19 protein-coding genes are annotated in these 21,387 nt (G+C 69.7%); 12 read left to right on the top strand and 7 right to left on the bottom strand.

The window, feature by feature from the left end:
* Nucleotides 1–159: 159 nt before the first annotated feature.
* Nucleotides 160–1,095: an RluA family pseudouridine synthase gene (locus tag AC1DBD_RS15630; RefSeq protein ID WP_476982501.1), complete on the top strand. Its 936-nt coding sequence runs from the start codon at nucleotides 160–162 to the stop codon at nucleotides 1,093–1,095.
* 43 nt (nucleotides 1,096–1,138) lie between these two features.
* A complete protein-coding gene (locus AC1DBD_RS15625) occupies nucleotides 1,139–1,783 on the top strand; it encodes a DedA family protein (RefSeq protein WP_441418973.1) in 645 nt (214 codons plus the stop codon).
* Nucleotides 1,784–1,861: 78 nt separating this feature from the next.
* Here AC1DBD_RS15625 and AC1DBD_RS15620 read toward each other — a convergent pair whose 3' ends face one another.
* The 3 genes from AC1DBD_RS15620 to AC1DBD_RS15610 all read right to left on the bottom strand — a co-directional run bounded on the left by AC1DBD_RS15620 (nucleotide 1,862) and on the right by AC1DBD_RS15610 (nucleotide 5,941).
* Nucleotides 1,862–2,167 (bottom strand): hypothetical protein, encoded by a 306-nt coding sequence (locus AC1DBD_RS15620; RefSeq protein ID WP_476917679.1) that lies wholly within the window; start codon nucleotides 2,165–2,167, stop codon nucleotides 1,862–1,864.
* A 31-nt stretch (nucleotides 2,168–2,198) separates the two neighbouring features.
* The gene (gene ppc, locus AC1DBD_RS15615) at nucleotides 2,199–5,018 is read right to left on the bottom strand and encodes a phosphoenolpyruvate carboxylase (protein WP_476982456.1); all 2,820 of its coding nucleotides are present in this window, start codon (nucleotides 5,016–5,018) and stop codon (nucleotides 2,199–2,201) included.
* Nucleotides 5,019–5,260: 242 nt separating this feature from the next.
* Entirely contained in the window at nucleotides 5,261–5,941 is a 681-nt protein-coding gene (locus AC1DBD_RS15610) for an NADPH-dependent F420 reductase (RefSeq protein ID WP_441418971.1), read from the bottom strand.
* A 209-nt stretch (nucleotides 5,942–6,150) separates the two neighbouring features.
* Between AC1DBD_RS15610 and AC1DBD_RS15605 the strand changes: the two genes are divergently transcribed.
* Together AC1DBD_RS15605 and AC1DBD_RS15600 are read left to right on the top strand one after the other, a co-directional pair.
* Complete coding sequence (locus tag AC1DBD_RS15605; RefSeq protein ID WP_441418970.1) at nucleotides 6,151–6,786, top strand: TetR/AcrR family transcriptional regulator; 636 nt, start codon at nucleotides 6,151–6,153, stop codon at nucleotides 6,784–6,786.
* A gap of 79 nt (nucleotides 6,787–6,865) precedes the next feature.
* Entirely contained in the window at nucleotides 6,866–7,693 is an 828-nt protein-coding gene (locus AC1DBD_RS15600; RefSeq protein ID WP_476982455.1) for a DUF1684 domain-containing protein, read from the top strand.
* Between the two features lie 17 nt (nucleotides 7,694–7,710).
* Here the strand turns inward: AC1DBD_RS15600 and AC1DBD_RS15595 are convergent, their stop codons facing one another.
* Nucleotides 7,711–8,844, bottom strand: coding sequence for an acyl-CoA dehydrogenase family protein (locus AC1DBD_RS15595; RefSeq protein ID WP_476982500.1), 1,134 nt, complete (start codon nucleotides 8,842–8,844; stop codon nucleotides 7,711–7,713).
* 80 nt (nucleotides 8,845–8,924) lie between these two features.
* On the bottom strand, nucleotides 8,925–9,749 hold the full coding sequence (locus AC1DBD_RS15590) for an SDR family NAD(P)-dependent oxidoreductase (protein WP_476892847.1): 825 nt from the start codon (nucleotides 9,747–9,749) through the stop codon (nucleotides 8,925–8,927).
* 159 nt (nucleotides 9,750–9,908) lie between these two features.
* On the opposite strand from AC1DBD_RS15590, the gene AC1DBD_RS15585 reads away from it, so the two are divergent.
* The 5 genes from AC1DBD_RS15585 (at nucleotide 9,909) to AC1DBD_RS15565 (ending at nucleotide 17,296) form a co-directional block, all read left to right on the top strand.
* A complete protein-coding gene (locus AC1DBD_RS15585) occupies nucleotides 9,909–11,258 on the top strand; it encodes a glycoside hydrolase family 76 protein (RefSeq protein WP_476982454.1) in 1,350 nt (449 codons plus the stop codon).
* 164 nt (nucleotides 11,259–11,422) lie between these two features.
* Nucleotides 11,423–12,475 (top strand): iron ABC transporter substrate-binding protein, encoded by a 1,053-nt coding sequence (locus AC1DBD_RS15580; RefSeq protein WP_441418966.1) that lies wholly within the window; start codon nucleotides 11,423–11,425, stop codon nucleotides 12,473–12,475.
* 3 nt (nucleotides 12,476–12,478) lie between these two features.
* Nucleotides 12,479–14,071: an ABC transporter permease gene (locus tag AC1DBD_RS15575; protein ID WP_476917675.1), complete on the top strand. Its 1,593-nt coding sequence runs from the start codon at nucleotides 12,479–12,481 to the stop codon at nucleotides 14,069–14,071.
* A complete protein-coding gene (locus AC1DBD_RS15570) occupies nucleotides 14,068–15,243 on the top strand; it encodes an ABC transporter ATP-binding protein (RefSeq protein ID WP_476982453.1) in 1,176 nt (391 codons plus the stop codon). The genes AC1DBD_RS15575 and AC1DBD_RS15570 overlap by 4 nt, the downstream gene beginning before the upstream one ends.
* A gap of 121 nt (nucleotides 15,244–15,364) precedes the next feature.
* A complete protein-coding gene (locus AC1DBD_RS15565) occupies nucleotides 15,365–17,296 on the top strand; it encodes a glycogen debranching N-terminal domain-containing protein (RefSeq protein WP_476982452.1) in 1,932 nt (643 codons plus the stop codon).
* Here AC1DBD_RS15565 and AC1DBD_RS15560 read toward each other — a convergent pair.
* Together AC1DBD_RS15560 and AC1DBD_RS15555 are read right to left on the bottom strand one after the other, a co-directional pair.
* Nucleotides 17,293–18,108, bottom strand: coding sequence for a phosphatase PAP2 family protein (locus AC1DBD_RS15560; protein WP_441418962.1), 816 nt, complete (start codon nucleotides 18,106–18,108; stop codon nucleotides 17,293–17,295). The genes AC1DBD_RS15565 and AC1DBD_RS15560 overlap by 4 nt on opposite strands.
* A 41-nt stretch (nucleotides 18,109–18,149) precedes the next feature.
* The gene (locus AC1DBD_RS15555) at nucleotides 18,150–18,767 is read right to left on the bottom strand and encodes a YdeI/OmpD-associated family protein (RefSeq protein WP_476925944.1); all 618 of its coding nucleotides are present in this window, start codon (nucleotides 18,765–18,767) and stop codon (nucleotides 18,150–18,152) included.
* Nucleotides 18,768–18,810: 43 nt separating this feature from the next.
* Here AC1DBD_RS15555 and AC1DBD_RS15550 point away from each other — a divergent pair, with 43 nt between their 5' ends.
* From AC1DBD_RS15550 to AC1DBD_RS15540, 3 genes are all read left to right on the top strand, one after another.
* Nucleotides 18,811–19,608, top strand: coding sequence for a VOC family protein (locus AC1DBD_RS15550; protein WP_476982451.1), 798 nt, complete (start codon nucleotides 18,811–18,813; stop codon nucleotides 19,606–19,608).
* Nucleotides 19,609–19,654: 46 nt separating this feature from the next.
* Nucleotides 19,655–20,194, top strand: a complete 540-nt coding sequence (locus AC1DBD_RS15545) for an NUDIX hydrolase family protein (RefSeq protein ID WP_175322253.1) — start codon at nucleotides 19,655–19,657, stop codon at nucleotides 20,192–20,194.
* A gap of 121 nt (nucleotides 20,195–20,315) precedes the next feature.
* On the top strand, nucleotides 20,316–21,383 hold the full coding sequence (locus tag AC1DBD_RS15540) for a DUF6707 family protein (RefSeq protein WP_476982450.1): 1,068 nt from the start codon (nucleotides 20,316–20,318) through the stop codon (nucleotides 21,381–21,383).
* The last annotated feature ends 4 nt before the right edge of the window (nucleotides 21,384–21,387 follow it).

The following is a 21,387-nucleotide window of genomic DNA, read 5'->3' as shown; positions in this document are numbered from 1 at the left end:
TTGTCGTCGGCCCCGTTTCGACGGTTCCCTGCCGATGCGGCGCTTGGAAACATCGAGCGGGCACGGAACCGTCGAAACGGCGGGCGGGGCTTAGGGCGGACGGGGCTTAGGTGGTAACGGAGCGGGGCGGCGGGGCGGGCAAAGTAGAATGGACCGGTGATGCAATCCCCCCTGCCCGTGCGTGACGGCGTGAACGCGACCCGCCTGCGGCTGCCGGACGAGGGGCCGTGGGACACCGCCATGGACTACATGATGCACCGCTGGGGGCACATCGACCCGCAGGGCATCGAGGACCGTTTCGACGCCGGCGAAATCGTGGGCGAGGCCGGCGTACCGCTGGACCGCACCACCCCGCTGCAGCGCCACACCTTCATCTGGTACTACCGTTCGCTGCCGCCCGAGACCCGCATCCCGGTGGAACTGAACATCCTGCACCAGGACGAGCACCTCCTGGTCGTGGACAAGCCGCACTTCCTGCCCACCACCCCGGGCGGCACCTACATCCAGGAGTCGGCCCTGGTGCGCCTGCGGAACCAGCTGCGGCTGCCGGACCTGATCCCGATGCACCGACTGGACCGCATGACGGCCGGCATCCTGCTGCTCTCCACCAACCCCGAGACCCGCGGGAAATACCAGGTGCTCTTCGAGAAGCGCCAGGTTCAGAAGGAATACGAGTGCGTGTCCGCCGCGGAGCCCGCCCCGGGGCACCCCGCCGTCGACTTCCCGGTAGTCGTGCGCAACAGGATGACCAAGTCCCGCAGCTACCTGCTCGCCGAGGTCATCGAGGGCGTGCCCAACGCCGAGACCCGTATCGAGCGGTTGCGCACCTTTGACGCACCCGACGCCGCCGCCCCGCGCCGTGCGCTCTACCGGCTGAAGCCGCACTCGGGGAAGACGCACCAACTCCGCGTGCACATGGCGTCGCTGGGACTCGGGATTGTGAACGACGCGTTCTATCCCGAGCTGCTGGACAAGGCGCCGGACGACTACGCCAAACCGCTCCAGCTCCTGGCCCGCGGCATCCGCTTCGTGGACCCCATCTCGGGCAGCCCGGTGGAGTACCGCAGCCGGCTCGAACTTTCCGAAGCCCACTAGCGCCAACCACTGATCCCCGCCGGATATGCGGTAACTTGTGCCCATGGACCTGGCCAATGCGGACACCTGGGGAGCCGCGATCTATTTCTGGATCATCCCCGTGGTCCTCGGCGACGCCATCTTCCCGCCGGTCCCCTCCGAGATGGTGGTCATCACCGCCGGAGCCCTGTCTGCCGACGGCCGGGCCAACGTTTTCCTGGTGGCAATTCTCGCCGCCCTGGCCTCCTGGCTGGGGGACATCATGGTCTTCCAGCTCTTCAAGCGCCGCCTCAGCCACGTGCTGGACCGGTGGAGCTGGGGCCGCAGGTTCCACAGCGGCGTGCACCTGGCCATCGCTCGGGCCGGACGATCGTCGACCTACGGGGCCATCATCGGCATCCGCTTCATCCCGGGCGGCCGACTTGCCACCACGGCCGCGGCGGGGATCGCCAACGTGTCCACCCGCGGTTTCAGTTTCTGCGCGGCGCTGGGCGGCAGCCTGTGGGCGGTCTGGTCGGTGGGCCTGGGGTACATCACAGGTTCGGCCACCAAGCTGCCGTTCTGGGCGAGCTCGCTGATCGGAGTGGGCCTTGGGCTGGTGATCGGCGCCGTCGTCGGGGTGGTCGTCACCCGCCGCCGCGGCAACCGCTCCCCCGTGGTGCAACCCGGCTCCCCCGAGGCGGACCCCGACGCGGAGCTGGACTTCTAGACCGGCACTTCCGCTCCCGCCACGGTCCGCGCTGCTGGGCCACGCGCTGCTGGGTCCGCGCTGCTGGGCCCCGCGCGGCTACACCGGCGCCCAGCGTCCCCTGTTGCGCCGCAGCACGGTCAGGTTCCCGGTCACCGCAACGCGTTCGACGGCGTCGCGCATCATGGCGGCCGACTCCAGCGCCTGGCTGTTCTCCGCGGCGTAGGCCGTGGCGTCCACCAGGAAGCGGAGGTTCAGCTGCGGGACCCCGCCGGCGAGTTCCAGCTGGTTGGACTCCACGTGGTGCCGCGTTCCCAGCGCCTCCACGGCAGCCGCCATCACGGCTTCCGGCGGGGTGCCCGGCTTGAGTCCGGTGATTTTGAGTCTGGTCTGGAACGACGGCATGGAACAACCCTAGCCGGAGCCGGGGCGCGGACTACCCGGTGTTGCGCAGGCCCGCCGCGACGCCGTTGACGGTGATCAGCATGGCCCGCTGGAGGCGTTCGTCGATCTCGGCGTTGGGCATGCCCTCCCCTGCCGCGGCCTCGGCGCGGACGCGGCGCAGCAGCTCCACCTGCAGGTAACTGATCGGGTCCAGATACTGGTCCCGGATCTCGAGCGAGCGCTTGAGCGTGGGCTGAGCGTCGAGCAGCAGGTCCTCCCCCGTCAGGTTCTGGATTTCGGCCACGGTCAGCTCGTATTCGGCGCGGATGGCGTGGAACAGGTGGTGCAGCTCGGCCGGCACCAGGGTCGAGACGTAGTAGCCGGCAATGTCCATGTCCGTCTTGGCGAGCGTCATTTCGACGTTGGAGAGCACCGAGCGGAAGAAGTGCCAGCCGTCCATCATCTCCACGAGCTGGGCCGAGTTGCCTGCCTCGCGCGCAGCCTTAAGTCCTGAGCCGACGCCAAACCAGCCCGGCACGATCTGCCGCGACTGGGTCCAGCCGAATACCCACGGAATGGCCCGCAGCCCCTCGAGGCCCGCACCGGAATCGGGGCGCTTGGACGGGCGGGAGCCGATGTTCAGCGAGCCCAGCTGCTCCACCGGGGTGGAGGCCATGAAGTAGGCCGGCAGGTCCGGATCGTCGATCAGGGTCCGGTAGCGGGCGAATGCCGCATCGGAGATGGTCTCCATGACGTGGCCGTAACGCTCGCGCTGGTCCTCCGAGGTGCGCGGGGTGCGGTGCAGCGCCGATCCCTGCAGCACCGCGGCGAGGGAGAGCTCCAGGTTCTCGCGCGCGAGCTCGGGCAGCGAGTACTTGTCCGAGATGACCTCGCCCTGCTCGGTGAACTTGATCTCGCCTTCGAGCACGCCGTTGGGCTGGGCCATGATCGCGTCGTAGGTCGGGCCGCCGCCGCGGCCCACCGAGCCGCCGCGGCCATGGAAGAGCCGCACCCGGACGCCGTGCTTGGCCGCGACGTCGCGCAGCTTGCGCTGTGTCTTGTGGATTTCCCACTGGCTCGTCATCACGCCGGATTCCTTATTGGAGTCCGAGTAGCCGAGCATAATTTCCTGCACGTCGCCGCGCAGCCGGACCAGCTCGCGGTAGGACGCATCCGAGAGCAGCGCGTCCACGATCTCGGCCGAGGCGCGCAGCTCCTCGACGGTTTCCAGCAGCGGGGCGAAGCCGATCTTGGCATAGGGCGCCTCGCCGAAAAGGTTCACCAGCCCGGCCTCGCGGGCCAGCACGGCCGCGGCCAGGACGTCATCCGCGCCGCGGGTCATGGAAATGATGTACGTCTCGATCACGTCCGGGCCGTAGGTGCGCAGGGCGCGGCGGATCTCACGGAAGACGTCGTACGTGCCGTCCGCGACGCCGTCGAGCTTAATCGGGTGGCCGGAGAGCGGGCGGCGGGAGGCAAGCTCGGAGCCGAGCACTTCGAGCCGTTCGGCGCGGCTCAGTTCGGCGTAGCGCACGCCGGGGCCGCCGAGGCGGTCCATCAGCTGCCCGACGGCGTCGTGGTGGTGGTCGGCGTGTTCGCGGATGTCCAGCGTCGCGAGGTGCAGCCCGAAGGAGGCGATCGCGCGCCGGACGCGGGCCAGCGCACCGTCGGCGGCAAGGCCGGCGTGGTGGTTCCGCAGCGAGACCTCGAGCAGGCCCAGTTCGGCCAGGAGCTCGGCGGTGGCGGCGTAGTCGCGGCCGGGCTCGTGGGCCGAGCCGGCGGCGACCCGGCGGCCGGTGTTGAGCAGCTTGGCTTTGATGCAGGTGAGCTTGAGCCGGTACGGTTCCTGCGCGTTGAGCTCCAGGACGCGGCGGTCCAGTCCGGGCAGGTTGCCCAGGTCGACGTCGATCGAGTCCAGCAGCGCCTGGTCCGCCCCCGCCAGCGCGGTCGAGTTGGACAGGATGGAGATGAGCCCGTCGATCAGGCCGATGCTGATCCGGACGGCGTGCTGGTTCTGGATCTGCAGGATTTCGCGGGTGACGCCGGCGGTGACGTTGGGGTTGCCGTCCCGGTCACCGCCGATCCAGGAGCCGAAGCGGATCGGCGCCTTCGTGACGGGCAGGGTGACGCCGTGCTCGCCGAGGAGTTCGGACAGGTCCGAGAGCATCTCCGGCATGGCGTCGCCGAGGATCCCGGTGAGGTAGTAGATCGCGTTCCGGGCCTCATCCACAGGGGTGGGCCGGACCTGGCGGAGCTCGTCGGTCTGCCACATCTGGTCGATCACCTCGGCCAGCTGGCGGTCCTGGCGGCGGCGGGCCGAGGTGCCCTCCCGGGTGGATTCGGCCAGCACGTCGGAAAGCCGGCGGATCTTGTCCAGCACCGAACGGCGGGATGCTTCGGTGGGGTGCGCGGTGAAGATGGGCCGGACGTCGAGTTCATCCACTACATCCTGCAGCACGGCGGATCCGGCCTGTTCGGCGATTTCCTCGACGGCCTTGGCCAGCCAGCCGTCCCTTTCCTGCCGGCTCCGCAGCCCGCGGACCCGGTGGACCTGCTCGGCGGCGTTGGCCAGGTGGAAGTAGAACGCGAAGGCCCGGACCAGGTCGGTTGCCTGCTCAAGCGGCAGCGACCCGAGCAGTTCGCGGACCTGGGCGACGACGTCGTACGAGCTCCACGGCCCGGTGGCATCGGCGCCGCCCCGGGCGGCCTCCTTCGATTCCTTGGTCAGCAGCCGCACCTGCTCGACGAGGTCGAGGAGCTCGGGGCCGTGCTGGCGGACCAAGGATTCGCCGAGGAGGGTGGACACCCGGCGGACGTCGGCGCGCAGTTCGGAGGCGAGGTCCGTACCGGAAGTCAATGCAGTGTCAGCCATGGAAACAATCTTTCGAGGGTTCGACTTGGCTCGTACACTGCGCTGGATACTGTGAGCCGGGTTACTTGTACCCATGGGATGTTACCCGGCTCACGCTCACGCGGGGAATCCGTCTCAGATAGTGTCGGGACCCTTGACGACGGCCGCTGCACCCAACTAACTCGCAGTTGTTGCCGTTTTCAGCGCTCAAAACGGCAACAACTGCGAGCCAGCTCGGCTGGACCCGGCGGGGCCCGGCGGTTTTAGCGGGCGATCTTGAAGTTGAAGTCCGCGTTTCCGAAGGCACCCCAGAGCCGCAGCCAGATCGGCAGGAGCATTTCCGTCCCGCGGGCCGTCGTGATGTCGCCCAGGTCGATGATGTCGCGGTGGCCCAGGTCCGCCAGCAGCCCCGCCACCACCGTCTTGGCGTCCGCGTCGTTGCCGGAGACGAACACCGAGTGGTCACCGCCGGCCACGCTGGCCGGGTCAACCATGATCCCGGCGTTCATCGTGTTGAGCGTCTTGACTACCCGCGCGTCCGGGAAGGCGCGCTGGATCTGCTCGCCGAGGCTGTCGGTGTTCACCGGGTTCAGCGACGGCGGGAAGCCCTGGGAGAAGTCGAGCGGGTTGGCGATGTCGACGATGACCTTGCCGGCCAGGTTGGCGGCGCCGGCGGCGGCCAGCGCATCGAGGGAACCGGTGCCGTTGGTGGCGTTGACAACGATCTCGCTGCCGGCGGCGGCCTCGGCGAAGGTGGTCAGGGAAATTTCGCCGTGCTCCGCGTGCCACTGTGCAAACGGGACGCCGCCCATCGGTCCCGCCTCGGTCCGGGCCAGCGTGGCCTGCGGATCGCGGGTTCCGATGACGACGTCGTGGCCGAGCTTTGCCAGGGCGCCTGCGACGGCGGGGCCGACCGTGCCGGTGCCGAATACTGCAATTTTCATGGGGACCTCATTCGGTAGGACATTTTCGGATCATTGAGGGTAGACAAGTCCGTCTACCGTTGGGCGAGACGCTACCAGACAGAACTGTCTACGGCAAGCGTCCCGTCGGCGCACTGTGACCTGGGAGCGGCCTCGGCCGGCTCCGCCGGCCGCCCCGTCAGACGGCCCCGGACCGCGCCCGGACAGACTGGTCTGTGTACCATGAAGTTATGACGCCGACAGCAGCCACCGCACCAACCGCCGTCGGGCCGCGCAGTGTCCGGACGCCGGCAGGGCAGGCCAAGGACAAGATCCTGGCGACGGCCTTCCGGCTCTTCTACGCGCAGGGACTCCGGGCGGCCGGCATCGACACGATCATCGCCGAATCCGGCGTCGCGAAGGCCACCTTCTACAAGTACTTCCCGGCCAAGGATGACCTGATCCTGGCCTATCTGGAACAGGTTGACGGGGTCTGGACCGGGCAGCTGCACGCCGCCGCCGAAGCCGCCGGGCCGGACGCCGCGGATCAACTCGTGGGCCTGTTCGACGCGCTCTCCACCGCCTGCCGCCGGGACGGCTACCGCGGCTGCGCCTTCATCAACGCCGCGGCCGAGTCGGCCTCCGGCACCCGGGTGCATGAACGGACGGTCGCCCACAAACAGCACATCCTGGCGTGGATTCGGGACCTGGCGGAGCAGGCCGGCGCCCAGGATCCGGACGGACTGGCCCGCAGCCTGACCCTCGTCCTCGACGGCGGCCTGGCCAGCGGTGTGCTCGACGCCGACCCCGCCGCTGCCGCCGCCGCCCGCACCACCGCGGCCCAACTGGTTGCGGCCGCCCTGACCAACCCGCCCACCCCCAACTGACAGACAGTTGTTGCCGTTTTGAGCCCTCAGAACGACAACAACTGCGAGCTAGTTGGGCTGATACCCGCAGAGGTGCCCTTTGACCGCCGCCCCGTCCCCCACTGACGCACAACTCGCCCGCTGGCAGCGCTTCCGCAAGAACCGCAACGAGGCCCTCGCCAGTGACTACGGCTGGCTCACCCTGACCTCCTTCCAGTGGCTGCCGGAGAGCCCGGCCGCCGTCGAACTCGTCCCCGGCCTCTGGTCCACGGACGGCACGACGGCGTTCCTTACCGCAGCCGCGGCCGACGGGCTGACCCTGGTGGAGACCGGCGAGCCCGTGGACGGGACCATCAGCGCGGCGCTTAGCAATGAAGAGTCGCTGCTGTGGGTCCAGTTCGGCGGAACGGACGGCCGGCAGGTCAGGGTGGAGCTCGCCATGCGGGCCAACAGATACGCGCTGCGCACCCGGGATTCGAAGTCGCCGGTGTTCACCGGGTTCGACGGCGTACCCACCTTTGATTACCGGCCGGACCTGGTCATCGAGGCGCGGTTTACGCCCTATCCCGAGCCGGTGGACGTGCCCATCGGGACCGCCAACCCGCTGGTGGACGGCGTGCACCGTTCCGTCGGCGAGCTCGTGTTCCGGCTCCCCGGCCAGGAGCATGAATGCCACCTGCAGGCCGAGGAGGAGAAACTCGGCGCCCTCACCGTCACGTTCCACGACGAGACCAATGGAGACACGACGGACGAATGGCGCAAGGTCTCCACGGCGCGGCCGCGGCCGGACAACACCGTGGTACTGGACTTCAACCGGGCCATCAACTACCCCAGCGCCTTCACCCCGTACGGCACCTGCCCCATGCCGGTGAAGAACAACAGCCTGGACTACCGGATCGAAGCCGGCGAAAAGCAGCCCTTCGCCTAGCAGCAGGGCCCGGCTGGCTAGACGATCGCGGACACCCCGGTCACGGCGCGGCCCACGATCAGGGTGTTGATCTCGTACGAGCCCTCATAGGTATAGATCGCCTCGGCGTCGGCGAAGATCTTCGCCATCCGGTAGTCGGTGACGATCCCGTTGCCGCCCAGCAGGGACCGGCCCATCGCCACGGTTTCCCGCATCCTGGCGCTCACATAGGACTTCGCCAGCGCCACCTGTGGCATGTCGGCCGCGCCCGCATCCTGCAGCTGGGCAATCCGGACCATCATGCCCATGCTGGCCACCGCGTTCCCGAGCATGGTCACCAGCTGCTGCTGGACCAGCTGGAACTTGGCCAGCGGCCGCCCGAACTGGCGGCGTTCGACGGCGTACTGCCGGGCGACGTCGAACGCGGCAAGCTGTTGCCCCACGCCCTGCCAGGCGACCATGATCCGCGAACCGCGCAGCAGCTCGTTGGTGTCCTCGAAACTGTTGATCCCGGCGAACCGGTCGGCCTCGGCCACCTGCACGTCGGTGAACACGATGTCGGCGTTCTGCACGGTCCGCAGCGCGATCTTGTTTTCGATCCTGCTCCGGCGCACGCCGGGCAGCGTGGCGTCGACAATGAAGCCGCGGATGCCGCCGTCGGCCTCGTCGCGGGCCCAGACCAGCATGTAGTCGCAGAACGTCCCGTTGCCGATCCAGCGCTTGGCACCGTTGAGCACCCAGTGGTCGCCGGTGTCCCCGCCGGACACGCGCCGCGCTGTGGTCTCCATCCCGCCGGCCACGTCGGAGCCGTGGTCCGGCTCGGTCAGTGCGAAGGCCCCGGTGGTGCGCAGGTCGGCCGCGTCCTTCAGCAGCCGGGCCTTCTGCTCCTCGGAACCAAAACCGTAGAGCGACTCCACGAACAGGTCATGGTGGACCAGGAAGAAGGTCGCCAGCGAGGTGTCCACCCGGGTCATCTCGGCGATGACCAGGCCGGCGAACAGGTTGCTGTAGCCGCGCTGGGCCGGTGCGCTGAGCTCCAGCGCCGCCAGCTTGGGCAGGATATGCGCCGGGAACTCGGCGTCGTTCCACCACTGGGTGGCGAACGGCGCCACCTCGCGGGCCAGGAAGGCCCGGAGTTCGGCCAGTTTCGCCTGTTCGGCAGCGCTCAGCATCGACTCAAAGTCAAAGAAATCGGCAGTCGGCAGCCCGGACACTGCCGGGTCCGCGGGAGCTGAAGTGCCCACGTCGAGGGTCACTTCGGTCCCATCCGGATGGCGCCGTCGAGCCGGATGGTCTCGCCGTTAAGCATGGCGTTGTCCACGATATGCGCGGCGAGGTTCGCGTACTCGGCGGGCCGGCCCAGCCGGGACGGGTGCGGCACCTGCGCACCCAGCGAGTCCTGCGCCTCCTGCGGCAGCCCGGCCATCATGGGGGTTTCGAAGATGCCGGGCGCGATCGTGACGACGCGGATCAGCGAGCGCGCCAGTTCGCGGGCGATCGGCAGCGTCATGGCGGCGACGGCGCCCTTGGAAGCCGAGTAGGCGGGCTGGCCGATCTGGCCGTCGAACGCAGCGACGGAGGCGGTGTTGATGATGACGCCGCGCTCCTCGCCGCCCAACTCGGTGGCAACCGGCTCGGTGGCGGCCATCGCCGCGGCGGCCAGGCGGATGACGTTGAAGGTGCCGATGAGGTTGATCTGGATGACCCGGCTGAAGGTCTCCAGCGGCAGCACACCGTCCCGGCCCAGCACCTTGCCCGGCGTGGCGATGCCGGCGCAGTTCACCACGATCCGCAGCGGCCCAAGGGCGACGGCGGCGTCGACGGCGGCCTGCACCTGCTCCTCGCTGGTGACGTCCGCCGGGACAAAGACGGCACGGTTCGCCGGTACCGGCGCACCGCCGCCCGCAGCGCCGCCGTCGGCAGACGCGTTGAGCTCGGCGGCTAAGGCGTCCCCGGCCGAGGAAGGCAGGTCCACCAGCACCACGGACGCGCCGGCATCGAACAGCCGCCGGGCCGTCGCGGCCCCCAGACCGGAAGCCCCGCCCGTGATCAGTGCGACAGTACCCAAGACGTCCATGCATCCTCCTTGATGTGGAACCGGAACCCGGCCGTGAGCTGTGCGCAACCCACCGGCACCAGGGAACATTAGTTAGTTCAGGTTAACTGGAATGCAAACATTGCGCACCTCCGCCCTGAGATTCCGCGCCGGAGCCGCCGCCGCCACTAGGCTTGAACCATGACCGCAGCACCTGCCCATTCCCCCGCCCCGAACTGGTCTTTCCGCGCCGATGAGGCCGCGCGTTCGGTGACCCGGCTGTTCGGGCAGCGCCTCTTCTTCCTGCCCGGCACCCACATCGCCGCGATTTCCCGCCCCTCCGGCAGGCTCAAGAACCTGGCCCGGCCGTGGCACTACTGGTGGCAGGCACACTATGTGGACTGCCTCGTGGATACCGGCTGCCGCGAACTCGGCGTCGAGGGCCACACCCCGGCCAAGTTCGACGGCGACAACCTGCCCAGCGCCGGCAAGCTGGCTTCCCGGCTGGTCACCGGCATCCGGCTGCGCAATTTCCTGACCGTCGTCAACAGCTACTACGACGACATGGCTTGGCTGGCCCTCGCCACCCTGCGGCTGGAGAAGCTCGCCGAAGACACCCGCAAGACCTCCGGCAGGCGCCGCAACGCCAAGGTCCTCAAGAGCCTCACCCTCCAGTTCGACTCGGCCTCGACCGACGACCTGGGCGGGGGCACGTTCTGGAGCAAGAAGCGCGACTTCAAAAACACCCCGGCCACGGCCCCGATCGCCTTGTACTACGCCCGGACCGGTCAGTCGGCCAAGGCACAGGCCCTGCTCGACTGGCTCGACGCCAAGCTCTACGACCCGGAACAGGGCATGTACCGGGACGGCCTCCGGATCGCCCCCGGCGGGGAGCTGGTGCTGGAAAGCGCCATCTACACCTACAACCAGGGCCCGGTCCTGGGTGCGCTGCTGGAGGTGGGCGGTGAGGCGAACCTGGAACGGGCGGCAGCGCTGGTCGCCGCGGTGGGGCGCAGCCTCACGGTCCAGGCCCCGCTGCTGGGGCGCAAGGCCACGGTGCTCCGGTCCGAGGGAACCGGCGACGGCGGCCTCTTCACCGGTGTCCTCATCCGCTACTTGGCCCTTGCGGCCGTCGACGAACGGCTGTCCGCCGAGACCCGGGCCGAGGCGGCCCTGCTGGTGACGGATACCGCGGAGGCGTTCTGGGAGGGCCGCCGCCTGGTGGCGGCGCAGGAGCCGCTGGCACGCAACGGGGCACGGCTGGTCTTCTCGGCCCGCCCCGAGCTGCCGGCGCGCCGGAGCTACCCGGCGGGGTCCGCCGTCGAACTGTCCACGCAGCTGCAGGCCTGGATGGTCATGGAGGCAGCGGCGTCGATCGCCGGGAGGCTGCCCGCCGTCGGGAAGCCCTCCGCCGAGGAAGCCGGCGCCACCGAGTCCGCGGCCGAAGACGCTGGCGCTCCGGCCGTTGCCACCCCAGAGGCCGGCGCCACCCACGCGGGCGACGCCGCGCAGAGCGCCACAGCGGCCCAGGAAGCCTCCACAGGGAATTAGGTCACGCAATAGTTTCGTAATTGGTGTGATCCTCCTCACTTAAGGCGCTCTCGGCTTGGTTGCTTAGGTTTGGCTAACCTACAGTTTTTCGTAGTGAGCATGCCCTAACTTCCCGCTCACGGAGGTTAGGCACCTACGACCTTTTCCTTGCAGAAAGTAGCCTCATGAAGATCCGCAACAATGCGCTGGCAGGCATCGCCCTCGCCGCCACCGCCGCCCTCAGCCTCGCAGCCTGTGGCTCCGGCGCATCGACCTCCGGCAGCACCACCGGAGCCGACGGCAAGCCGGCCGGCGAGATTACGGTCTACAACGCCCAGCACGAATCCCTGACCAAGGAATGGGTTGACGCCTTCACCGCGGAAACGGGCATCAAGGTCACCCTGCGCCAGGGCGACGACACCGAAATGTCCAACCAGATCATCCAGGAAGGCGCGGCCTCCCGCGCCGATGTGTTCCTCACCGAGAACTCCCCCGCCATGGCCCAGGTGGAAAACGCCGGGCTGTTCGCGGACGTGGACAAGGCCACCGTCGACCAGGTTCCGGCCGAGTTCCGGCCCTCGACGAACAAGTGGACCGGCATCGCCGCCCGCTCCACCGTGCTGGTCTATGACAAGGCCAAGCTGAGCCAGGACAAGCTGCCCAAGTCCATGCTGGACCTGGCCAAGCCCGAGTGGAAGGGCAAGTGGGCGGCATCGCCGTCCGGCGCCGACTTCCAGGCGATCGTCTCCGCCCTGCTCGAACTCAAGGGCGAGGCCGCCACTGAGGAATGGCTCAAGGGCATGAAGGAGAACTACAAGGCGTACAAGGGCAACAGCACTGCCATGAAGGCCGTCAACGCCGGCGAGGTGGACGCCGCCCTGATCTACCACTACTACTACTACGGCGACCAGGCCAAGACCGGCGAGAACTCCAAGAACGTCACGCCGCACTACTTCAAGAACCAGGACCCCGGCGCGTTCGTGTCCGTCTCCGGCGGCGGCGTGCTCAAGTCCTCGAAGAATGCGGCGGCCGCCCAGGCCTTCCTGAAGTTCATCACCGGCAAGAAGGGCCAGGAAGTGCTGCAAAAGGGCACGTCCTTTGAGTACGCCGTCGGCTCGGACGTCCCGTCCAACGACAAACTGGTTCCGCTCAAGGAACTGCAGGCACCCAAGGTCGATCCGGCCAAGCTGAACTCCGCCAAGGTCACCGACCTGATGACCAAGGCAGGCCTGCTCTAAGCAGTGACAAAAACGCTAACGGCTCCCGGAACCACCGGAAGCACGCCGACGGCGGGCAGGGGCAAACGCCCCCGCCCGCCTTTCGGCGTTTCCGTGGTGGCCATCCTGGCGGTCCTGATCGCCCTGTTTTCGCTGATCCCGCTCGGCTACGTGGCGGTCATGACAGTCTCCACCGGCTGGGACACAGCCGTCGGCCTGATCTTCCGCGCCCGGGTAGGCGAGCTCCTGCTCAACACCGTGCTGCTCACGCTGATCACCGTGCCGCTCTGCCTGATCCTGGGCGTGGGCGGCGCGTGGCTGGTGGAACGCACCAACCTCAAGGGACACAAGTGGTGGGCCGTGCTGCTCGCGGCGCCGCTCGCGGTTCCGGCCTTCGTCAACAGCTACGCCTGGGTCTCTGCCGTGCCATCGATGGGCGGGCTCTGGTCCGGCGTGCTGATCGCCACCCTGTCCTACTTCCCGCTGGTCTACATCCCCGCCGCCGCGACGCTCAGCCGCCTGGACCCCGCCATCGAGCAGTCCGCCGCCTCCCTGGGCCTTGGGGCGTGGCGCGCCTTCTTCCGTGTGGTGCTGCCGCAGCTGCGGATCGCGATGACCGGCGGCGCGCTGCTGGTCTCACTGCACCTGCTGGCCGAGTACGGCGCCTTCGCGATGATCCGTTTCGACACCTTCACCACCGCGATCATGGTCCAGTACCAGTCCACCTTCAACGGGACGGCCGGGAACATGCTGGCCAGTGTGCTGGTGTTCCTCTGCCTGATCCTGCTCCTCGTGGAGGTCCGCAGCCGCGGCACCGCCCGCTACGCCCGGGTGGGCTCCGGCGCCCAGGCCCGCGCACTGCGCCTGCCGCTGCACGCCTACCAGCTGCCCGCGCAGCTGTCCCTGCTGGCCCTGACCGCGCTGGCTTTCGGGCTTCCGCTGACGTTCGTGCTGCGCTGGATCTTCGCCGGCGGGCCGGACATCTGGGCCGCCGATGAGTTCCTGCCCGCGCTGCTGCAGACCCTCGGCTACGGCCTGGCCGGCGCCCTGGCCACCACCGTGGTCGCGTTCCCGATGGCGTACCTCGCCGTGCGGCATCCCGGCTGGTTCAGCAAGGCCCTGGAGCTCTCCAACTACGTCACCAGCTCCATGCCCGGGATCGTCGTCGGCCTGGCCTTCGTCACCGTGAGCATCCGGCTGGCACCGGACCTTTACCAGACCACGGCACTGCTGATCTCCGCCTACGTCCTGCTGTTCGTGCCCCGGGCGCTGGTGAACATCCGCTCCGGGCTTTCGCAGGCCCCCAAGGAGCTCGACGAAGCGGCCCAGGCCCTCGGCAAGCCTCCGCTGCTGGCTTTCCTCCGGGTTACCCTGCGGCTCACGGCTCCGGCCGCGGCCGGCGGCGCTGCCCTGGTGTTCCTTGGGATCGTGAACGAACTGACGGCCACCCTGCTGCTCTCCCCCAACGGGACGCGCACCCTGGCCACGGAGTTCTGGAGCAAGAGCAGCGAAATCGACTACGCCGGTGCCGCCCCCTACGCCCTGCTGATGATCCTGATCTCGGCGCCGATGACCTACCTTCTTTTCCAGCAGTCCAAGAAAGCAGCGGGACAGTGACCGAACAAAACCCCTCCCGGCTTCCGGAACCCCGGATCGCACCCTCCGTGGCGCCCAGCACCAACAGCCACCTGGAAGTCGAGGCCGTCACCAAGAACTTCGGTTCCCAGGCCGTCCTCAAGGGCGTCAACCTTTCCGTCGCGAAGGGCGGCACGACGGCGATCGTGGGCCCCTCCGGCTCGGGCAAGACCACCTTGCTGCGGTTGATCGCCGGCTTTGAGCACCCCGACACCGGCAGCATCTCACTCGATGGCCGCAAGGTAGCCGGCGACGGCCTCTGGGTGCCCGCGCACAAGCGGCACGTCGGCTACGTGGCCCAGGACGGCGCCCTCTTCCCGCACCTGACCGTGGGCCAGAACATCTCCTTCGGACTGGATGCCGGCAAGCTCCCCGGCGGCCACCGCGGAGTCAAGGCCCGCGTCGCGGAGCTGCTCGAGATGGTCGCTCTGGACCCGGCCATGGCCAAGCGGCGGCCGCACCAGCTCTCCGGCGGTCAGCAGCAGCGCGTCGCGCTGGCCCGCGCCCTGGCCCGCGAGCCCGAGCTGATGCTGCTGGACGAACCGTTCTCCGCGCTCGACGCCGGGCTGCGCGTCGCCACCCGCCGCGCCGTCGGCAAGGTGCTCCACGACGCCGGCGTGACCACCATCCTGGTCACCCACGACCAGGCCGAGGCGCTCTCCTTCGCCGACCAGGTCGCCGTGATGCGCGGCGGCAAGCTCGCCCAGATCGGCAACCCGTTTGTGGTCTACACCCGCCCGGCGGACCGGGCCACCGCGGAGTTCCTGGGCGACGCCGTGATCCTCGACGCCTGGATGGAGGGTTCCCTGGCCACCTGTTCGCTGGGCGGCATTCCGGTCCGCCGGCCGCCGGCACAGGGACGGGTGCAGCTCATGCTCCGGCCCGAGCAGATCCGGATCGCGGAGGACGGCCCCATCCGCGGCACCGTGGTGGACACGGACTACTTCGGCCCGGAGACCACGGTACGACTCAAGCTGGCCGTTCCTCCGGTCCTGGCCGAGGGCGCCGTTGCCGACCACCGCTACCCCGGCGGCGGCGAGATCATCACCATCCGGCACTGGAACGCGTCGATCGCCCGGCCCGGCACCGAACTGTGCCTGAGGGTGGTGGGTGAGGCCGTGGCCTTCCCGATGGAGGACACCACGAAGGACTGAGTCCCGCCGGCCGGGCGGCGTGCCCGCATACGGGTGGACCTGCAGACGGGCGGACCTGCAGGCGGGCGGCGCCGCGGGCGGGCCTAGGTCCGCCTCGGCCTTCCGGCATAGGCTGGGGCGCATGACTGTTCAGCCAGCACTCCACCGTCAGCACTGTTCCGTGGCCGCCCCCACCCAGTTGTGGCTCGACGCCGACGGCCGGCTGGCCGGCGATGTATCCGGCGACAGCGCCGCAGGTACAGCCACCGCCACGGCCGCCGTGACCGGCGCCGGCGACTGGTTCACCGGGCTCTTGCATGGCGACACTCGGATGCTGTGTCGGGCCGAGGTGACCGTCAACGGCTTCGCCCCGGAACCGGCCACGGTCGAGGCCTCCCCCGGCGGGGTGCTCCGCGTCCGCGGACTCGTGCGCGGCATCGAGGGCCCCACCGAGGATCCCGCCGTCGAACTTGTGCAGACCTGGACCGTCACGCCCGGCGCTGTCCGCGTCTCGCTGCGGCTGAGCACCTCGCTGGAGGCCCTGGACGCGGAGGTTGAGGTGCGGCTGGCTGCGGACTTTACCGACATGGCCGCCATCCGGCTCGGGCGCTACCGCGAACCCTTGCAGCCCGCGGCGGCGGATGATTCCTCGCTGCGCTGGAGCGAGGGCGGCAAGACCCTGACCGTTTCCGCGCCCGGCAGGGTGGCCCGCGGCGAACGGCTGATCTGGCGCGGGACCGCCGGCCGCGGCAGGCCGCTGGAAGCCGAGTGGCAGGCCGTGCTGGCCGACACCGAGGACATCGTGGTGGCCGCGCCGCCGCCCGCCCGCCGGGTCCGGACCGAGCCGGAGGGGGACCTCGGCCTGCTCCTGGACAATGCCCTCGACGAGCTCGACGGGCTCCGGCTGGCCACCCGGAAAGCCCCTGAGGCGCCGTTCCTCGCCGCCGGGGCGCCCTGGTACTTCACCCTGTTCGGCCGGGACTCGCTCTGGGCGGCCCGGCTGCTGCTGCCGTTCGACGCCGCCCTTGCCGCCGGGACCCTGCGCGCCCTTGCCGCTTACCAGGGCACCAAAACGGACCCTGCAGCGGCCGAGGAGCCGGGCAAGATCCTGCACGAACTGCGGGCCAAGGAACTGGTGCTGGAAAGCCAGGCCCTGCGGCTGCCGCCGGTGTACTTCGGCGCCGTGGACTCCACCCCGTTGTGGCTGTGCCTGCTCGGCGAGCTGGGCCGCGCCGGCACCGACGACGCCGCGGTCCGCGCCCTGCTGCCGAACGCCGCCCGCGCCGCGCAGTGGCTGCTGGCCGCCGGGATGGCCGGTGCAGACTCCGGCAACGGCGGCTTCCTCAGCTACCAGGACACCTCCGGCCACGGGCTGAGCAACCAGGGCTGGAAGGACTCCCGGGACGCCATGCAGTTCCGCGACGGCCGCCAGGCCGACGGCCCGATCGCACTCTCCGAGGTGCAGGGCTACGCCTACCAGGCAGCCGTGGGGACGGCAGAACTGTTCGACTCGTACGGCGAACCCGGGGCCCAGGAGCTGCACGACTTCGCCGAGGCGCTGAAACACAACTTCCGCGAGCGCTTTTGGGTTCAGGACGACGGCGGCCGGTTCCCCGCCATGGCGCTCGACGGCCACGGCGAACCGCTGGACATCCCGGGCTCCAACATGGGCCACCTGCTGGGCACCGGGATCCTGGACGCCGCGGAGGCGCGGCTCGTGGCGGACCGGCTGCTCAGCCCGGAGCTGTTCTCCGGCTACGGCCTGCACACCCTGTCCCGGCGCGCGGCGGGATTCTGGCCCTTCAGCTACCACTGCGGCTCGGTCTGGAGCCACGACACCGCCATCGCGATCAGGGGCCTGCTCAGCGAGGGATTCACCGCCGAGGCACGGGTGCTGGCCGAGGGCCTGCTGAGCGCCGCGGGGTCGTTCGGGCACCGGCTCCCGGAGCTCTTCGCCGGCGTCACCGCGGCCGAGTCGGGGCGCGCGGTGCCGTATCCGGCCTCCTGCCACCCGCAGGCGTGGTCCTCAGCCTCCGCGGTGGTGCTCGCCCAGGCGCTCGGCGTAGCGTTCTAGGGCCTCTGCTCCGCCCGGGCCGGCAGACCCGGCTCGGCCTGAAGTGCCGGGTAGGCCGGAAGTGCCGGCGCGGCCGGCGCCTGGTCCGGGTCCGCCATCCGGGGGTCCGCCGTCCGGGCGCCGCGCAGGCCATCGACCAGGACCACGACGCCGGTGACGGCCACCGCCAGGCCCAGCGAGGCGACCACGTCCGTCAGCCAGTGGTAGCCGAGGTAGAGCCGGCTGAACGCGACCAGCAACGTGCCGAGGGCGGCCCCCGAGAAGGCCAGCACCGCCGTCGAACGCCGCGCCGTGCGGGCGCCGGCGCTGCCCAGCAGCAGGTACACCAGCACCAGCAGGAAGACCCCGGTACCAAAGGTGTGCCCGGAGGGGAAGGACAGGGCATCGTCGGGGCCCATAAGGAAGTCCGTAGCCGAGGGCCTGCCGCGCGCGACCTCGTGTTTGATCAGGGTGGACACGCCGAAGGCGGCCGCCATGGCTCCGAGGAGCAACGCCGGCCGCCAGATTTCGCGCTTCCAGACCGCCCAGCCGAGCGCGAGCAGGCCCCCGATGACCGTCATCCAGCTTGGCGAGGTGACCGTGCTGACGGCAGCCAGGATTCCTGTGGCGAGGGGCGACCGGTCCTCCACCAGGGCGTCATGGACTCCGCCGTCGAGCAACGCGAGCCCCGAGTCCGTCTGGACTGCGGCCAGCATGAGCCAGAACACGGCCTCGCCGGCCACCAACAGGCCTGCGGCGGCAAAGAACAGCGTGCGCTGCGAACGCTGGGTGGGGGCGGCGCCGCGCGAGGGCCCGCTTTGGGTGGTAGGCATTGGGCTATTTTCCCACCCCAGGCTGTCGGGCTCCCGGACGGTTACCGGGAAGTCGCTGAAGGTCCGGGATTCGGCCGCCGGCTTTGCGGGTACGGCGTTTCAAAGCGTGCGAGCATGTCCACGAAGCCGGCGATCTTCCGCTCCCGGGTGGCGGCCTGCTTGACCGAGTTGGTCCGGTAGATCAGCGCGAACCGGTTCACCGACGTCAGGACCTCAAACATCGCCTGCGCCCGGGGGTCCGCCGCGATCGCCGCGGCAAGGTCCTCCGGCACCTCGGCTGCGGCCTGGCCCGCATAGGCCGCCTCCCAGCGTCCGTCGGCCTTGGCGCTGTCGACGGCGGCGCGCCCGGCGGGCGCCATCCGGCCGGCCGCCTCGAGGCGCCCGACGCGCTCCACGTTCCGCGCGGACCAGACGCTTTTCGGCCCACGCCGGGTCATCCGCTGGAAGGACGTCTCGGCATCCCGGCGCCTGCCCTGCCCGTCGATCCAGCCAAAGCACAGCGCCTCCTGCAGGGCGGCCTCGTAGTCCAGTTCGGTAACCGAGCCGCCCTTCTTGTGCAGCACCAGCCACACCCCGGGGCTCTCCGCGTGGTGCTGTTCCAGCCACGCGCGCCACTCGGCGGCGTCTTTCACCAGCAGTTCCCTTAGCTCAGCAGCCATGGCACCATTGTGCTCCCGGCCCCGAACCATCAGGGAGATACCAATGCTGCGTGTCCGCCCCATCCATTTCACCTCCCGGCTCGATCAGTGGGAGCGGCTGCTGACCGACCTGGGCATGGTCAAGACCGCCGACGAGCCCACCTGGCGGGAGTTCGACGCCGGCGCGGGACGCCTGGCACTGCACTTCGCCGAGGCGGGGTCCGCGGAGGACGGCACCACCTCCTTCGGCGTCGAGGTCGGCGACCTGGCGGAATTTGCCCGCCGGACCAACGAAGCCGGTGCCGCGACCGGTGCCGCCGGCGGCACCACGGCGGAGCTCATCGACGCCGACCACGGTTCCTCGTGCCGGGTCTCTTCGCCGGATGGGTTCAGCTTCCTGGCAGATCCCGCCGTGCGCGCGTCCGACGGCACCTGGTCCACGTCTGCGGAGGCGGAGCCGGGTCTCGCCGTCGTCGGCGTCTGGTTCGCGCAGGATCCGCGGGCGGCGACCCAGACCCTGCGCGACATCGGCGCCCGCCCCCGCCCGGTGCCGGGCGCACCCGGTGTCGGCTACGCCGACCCCGACATCGTCGAAACGGAGGCGTTCACGGCGAAAAACGGCGGCGTCCTGATGGTCGGCGCCGCTGCCGGAACCGCGGCGGGCGCCGGGAGCGCCGGGCTGGCCTTCGAATACGACGGCGACCTCGACGCTCTGCGCGAGCGGCTCGCCGAGGCGGGGCATGACGTTGCGGCGGTCGAGGAGGCCGCCCTGCCGCTGCTGCACGTGGGCAACCCCGATGCGGACGGCAGTGCCGCCCACCCCCACGCCCTGTGGATCGCCGCGGCCCCCGCGTCCGAATAGACAGGGTGACCACGCCCGGGGAACGCGGATGGGGTAGAACTTAACCATGAACGTTCGCACCCCCGACCCCAATCCCGGCTGGCTTTCCGACGAGGATCTCTTCGAGGCCCGCGGCCGGCTTCCCATGGTCTACGTCGAGGCCGTTCCGGTCCGGCTTGACCCGCTCGGGTTCGTGAACGAGGTCGGCACCCTGCTGCAGGCCGACGAGGACGGCACCATGATCCGGTCCCTGGTTTCCGGCCGGGTGCTGTACCGCGAGACCATCCGGGCGGCCCTGTTGCGCCACATGGAAAAGGACCTTGGCCCGCTCGCCTTCCCGCAACTGCCGATCAGCCCGGTCCCCTTCACGGTGGCCGAATACTTCCCGTCCCCGTCCCACACCGGCTTCACCGACGACCGGCAGCACGCCGTCGCCCTGGCCTACATCATCCCCGTCACCGGCGAATGCTCTCCGCGGCAGGACGCCCTGGAACTGACCTGGATGACCCCGGAGGAAGTGATGAGCTCGGACGTGCAGCTGGAGTTCAGCGGCGGCCGCGGCGCCCTGATCCGCCAGGCACTGGCGTTCGCGGGCGTCGGCCACTAGGGAGTCCGCCCGGAGCAGCTGGACCGCCCCCGGGACGACCGGGCCGCCCCGGCGTCCCCGACTTCGCGCGCCGGTCTTTGTAGACTGTTGAGCGGACCGAAAGAGAAGTTAAGGACTCCAGATGACCCACCCCACAGCCTCACTGAACTACAGCGAACGGCAGGCGGGATCTCTGCAGACCGGGGATCTGCTGCTCCTGCCCGACGCCACGCGCACCGCCGAAATCCAGCGTGTGGACGTCGACAACGACGATTTCGGTTCCCCCGCCATCGTCCGCGCCACCCTCACCGGGGGCGGAGTGCTGCGGATCGCCGCCGGCTCCGTGGTCCGGGTCCGGGACGCCCCGACCGAGGCCGCGGAGCTGTCCCCTGTGGACGACGCCGGCCGCCAGGACGACGATGCTCCGGAGACCGCTTCCGGCGAACCCGCCGCTCCCTCCGCGGACGACGCCGGCCCGGAACTGCAGGTGGTCCCGCCCCGTCCCGCGGAGGACGGCAGCCCGGCGTCGCCGTCCGCCGTCGTCGTCCCGCCGCCGCCGGTGGTTCCGCCGGCCGTCAGTGGACCGAGCGAGGCGGACCTGGCCTTGATCCCGATCGCGGAGGGAACTCCGGAGTCCGTCGTGGAGGCCGCGGCCGAGGCGCACCCCGATGCGCTGGGCGTGTTGTTGCTTAGCGACCGGCTCACCAAGGGCATCAACACCAAGTCCGGCAGCTGCCTCAAGGACCTCAGCGATCTGGCGCATGAACTGTTCGTCGTGCTCAAGGACGCCGACAACGCCCTCGCCGTCGCGGACCTGCTCAACGTGTTGCCCTTCGACGGGAACCCGGGCCGCTGGGCGTCGGTGGAAGCGTCTCTGGCGCTGGCCAGCTACATTTGCCGCCAGCGCGGGGAAGACGAACGCGCGGCCGTCTATGAGAAGTTCCTGCGGGCGCCGGACGCCATGGAGACGGACCCGTTTAAGTCGCGGATCAACGCCAAGGTGCGCCAGCGCTCACTCAACGAGCCAAACCTGTACGACAAGGAAATCTTCCGCGCCATCGACAACTCCAACCCGGATGCGGAGCGGGAGTGGCGGCTGCTGCGGCTTGAGGCGCTCCTCTTCCTGCGCGCGCACGGCGGCTCGCAGACCATCGGAGGCCCGGAAATAGAACGCCGGATCAGTAACGAACTCGAGTCCGTCCGCGGCTGAGCGC

This window comes from Arthrobacter sp. 10T419, from assembly GCF_056394105.1.
Note: the sequence above shows the minus strand (reverse complement) of the source record. Positions and strands in the feature narration are given on the sequence as shown.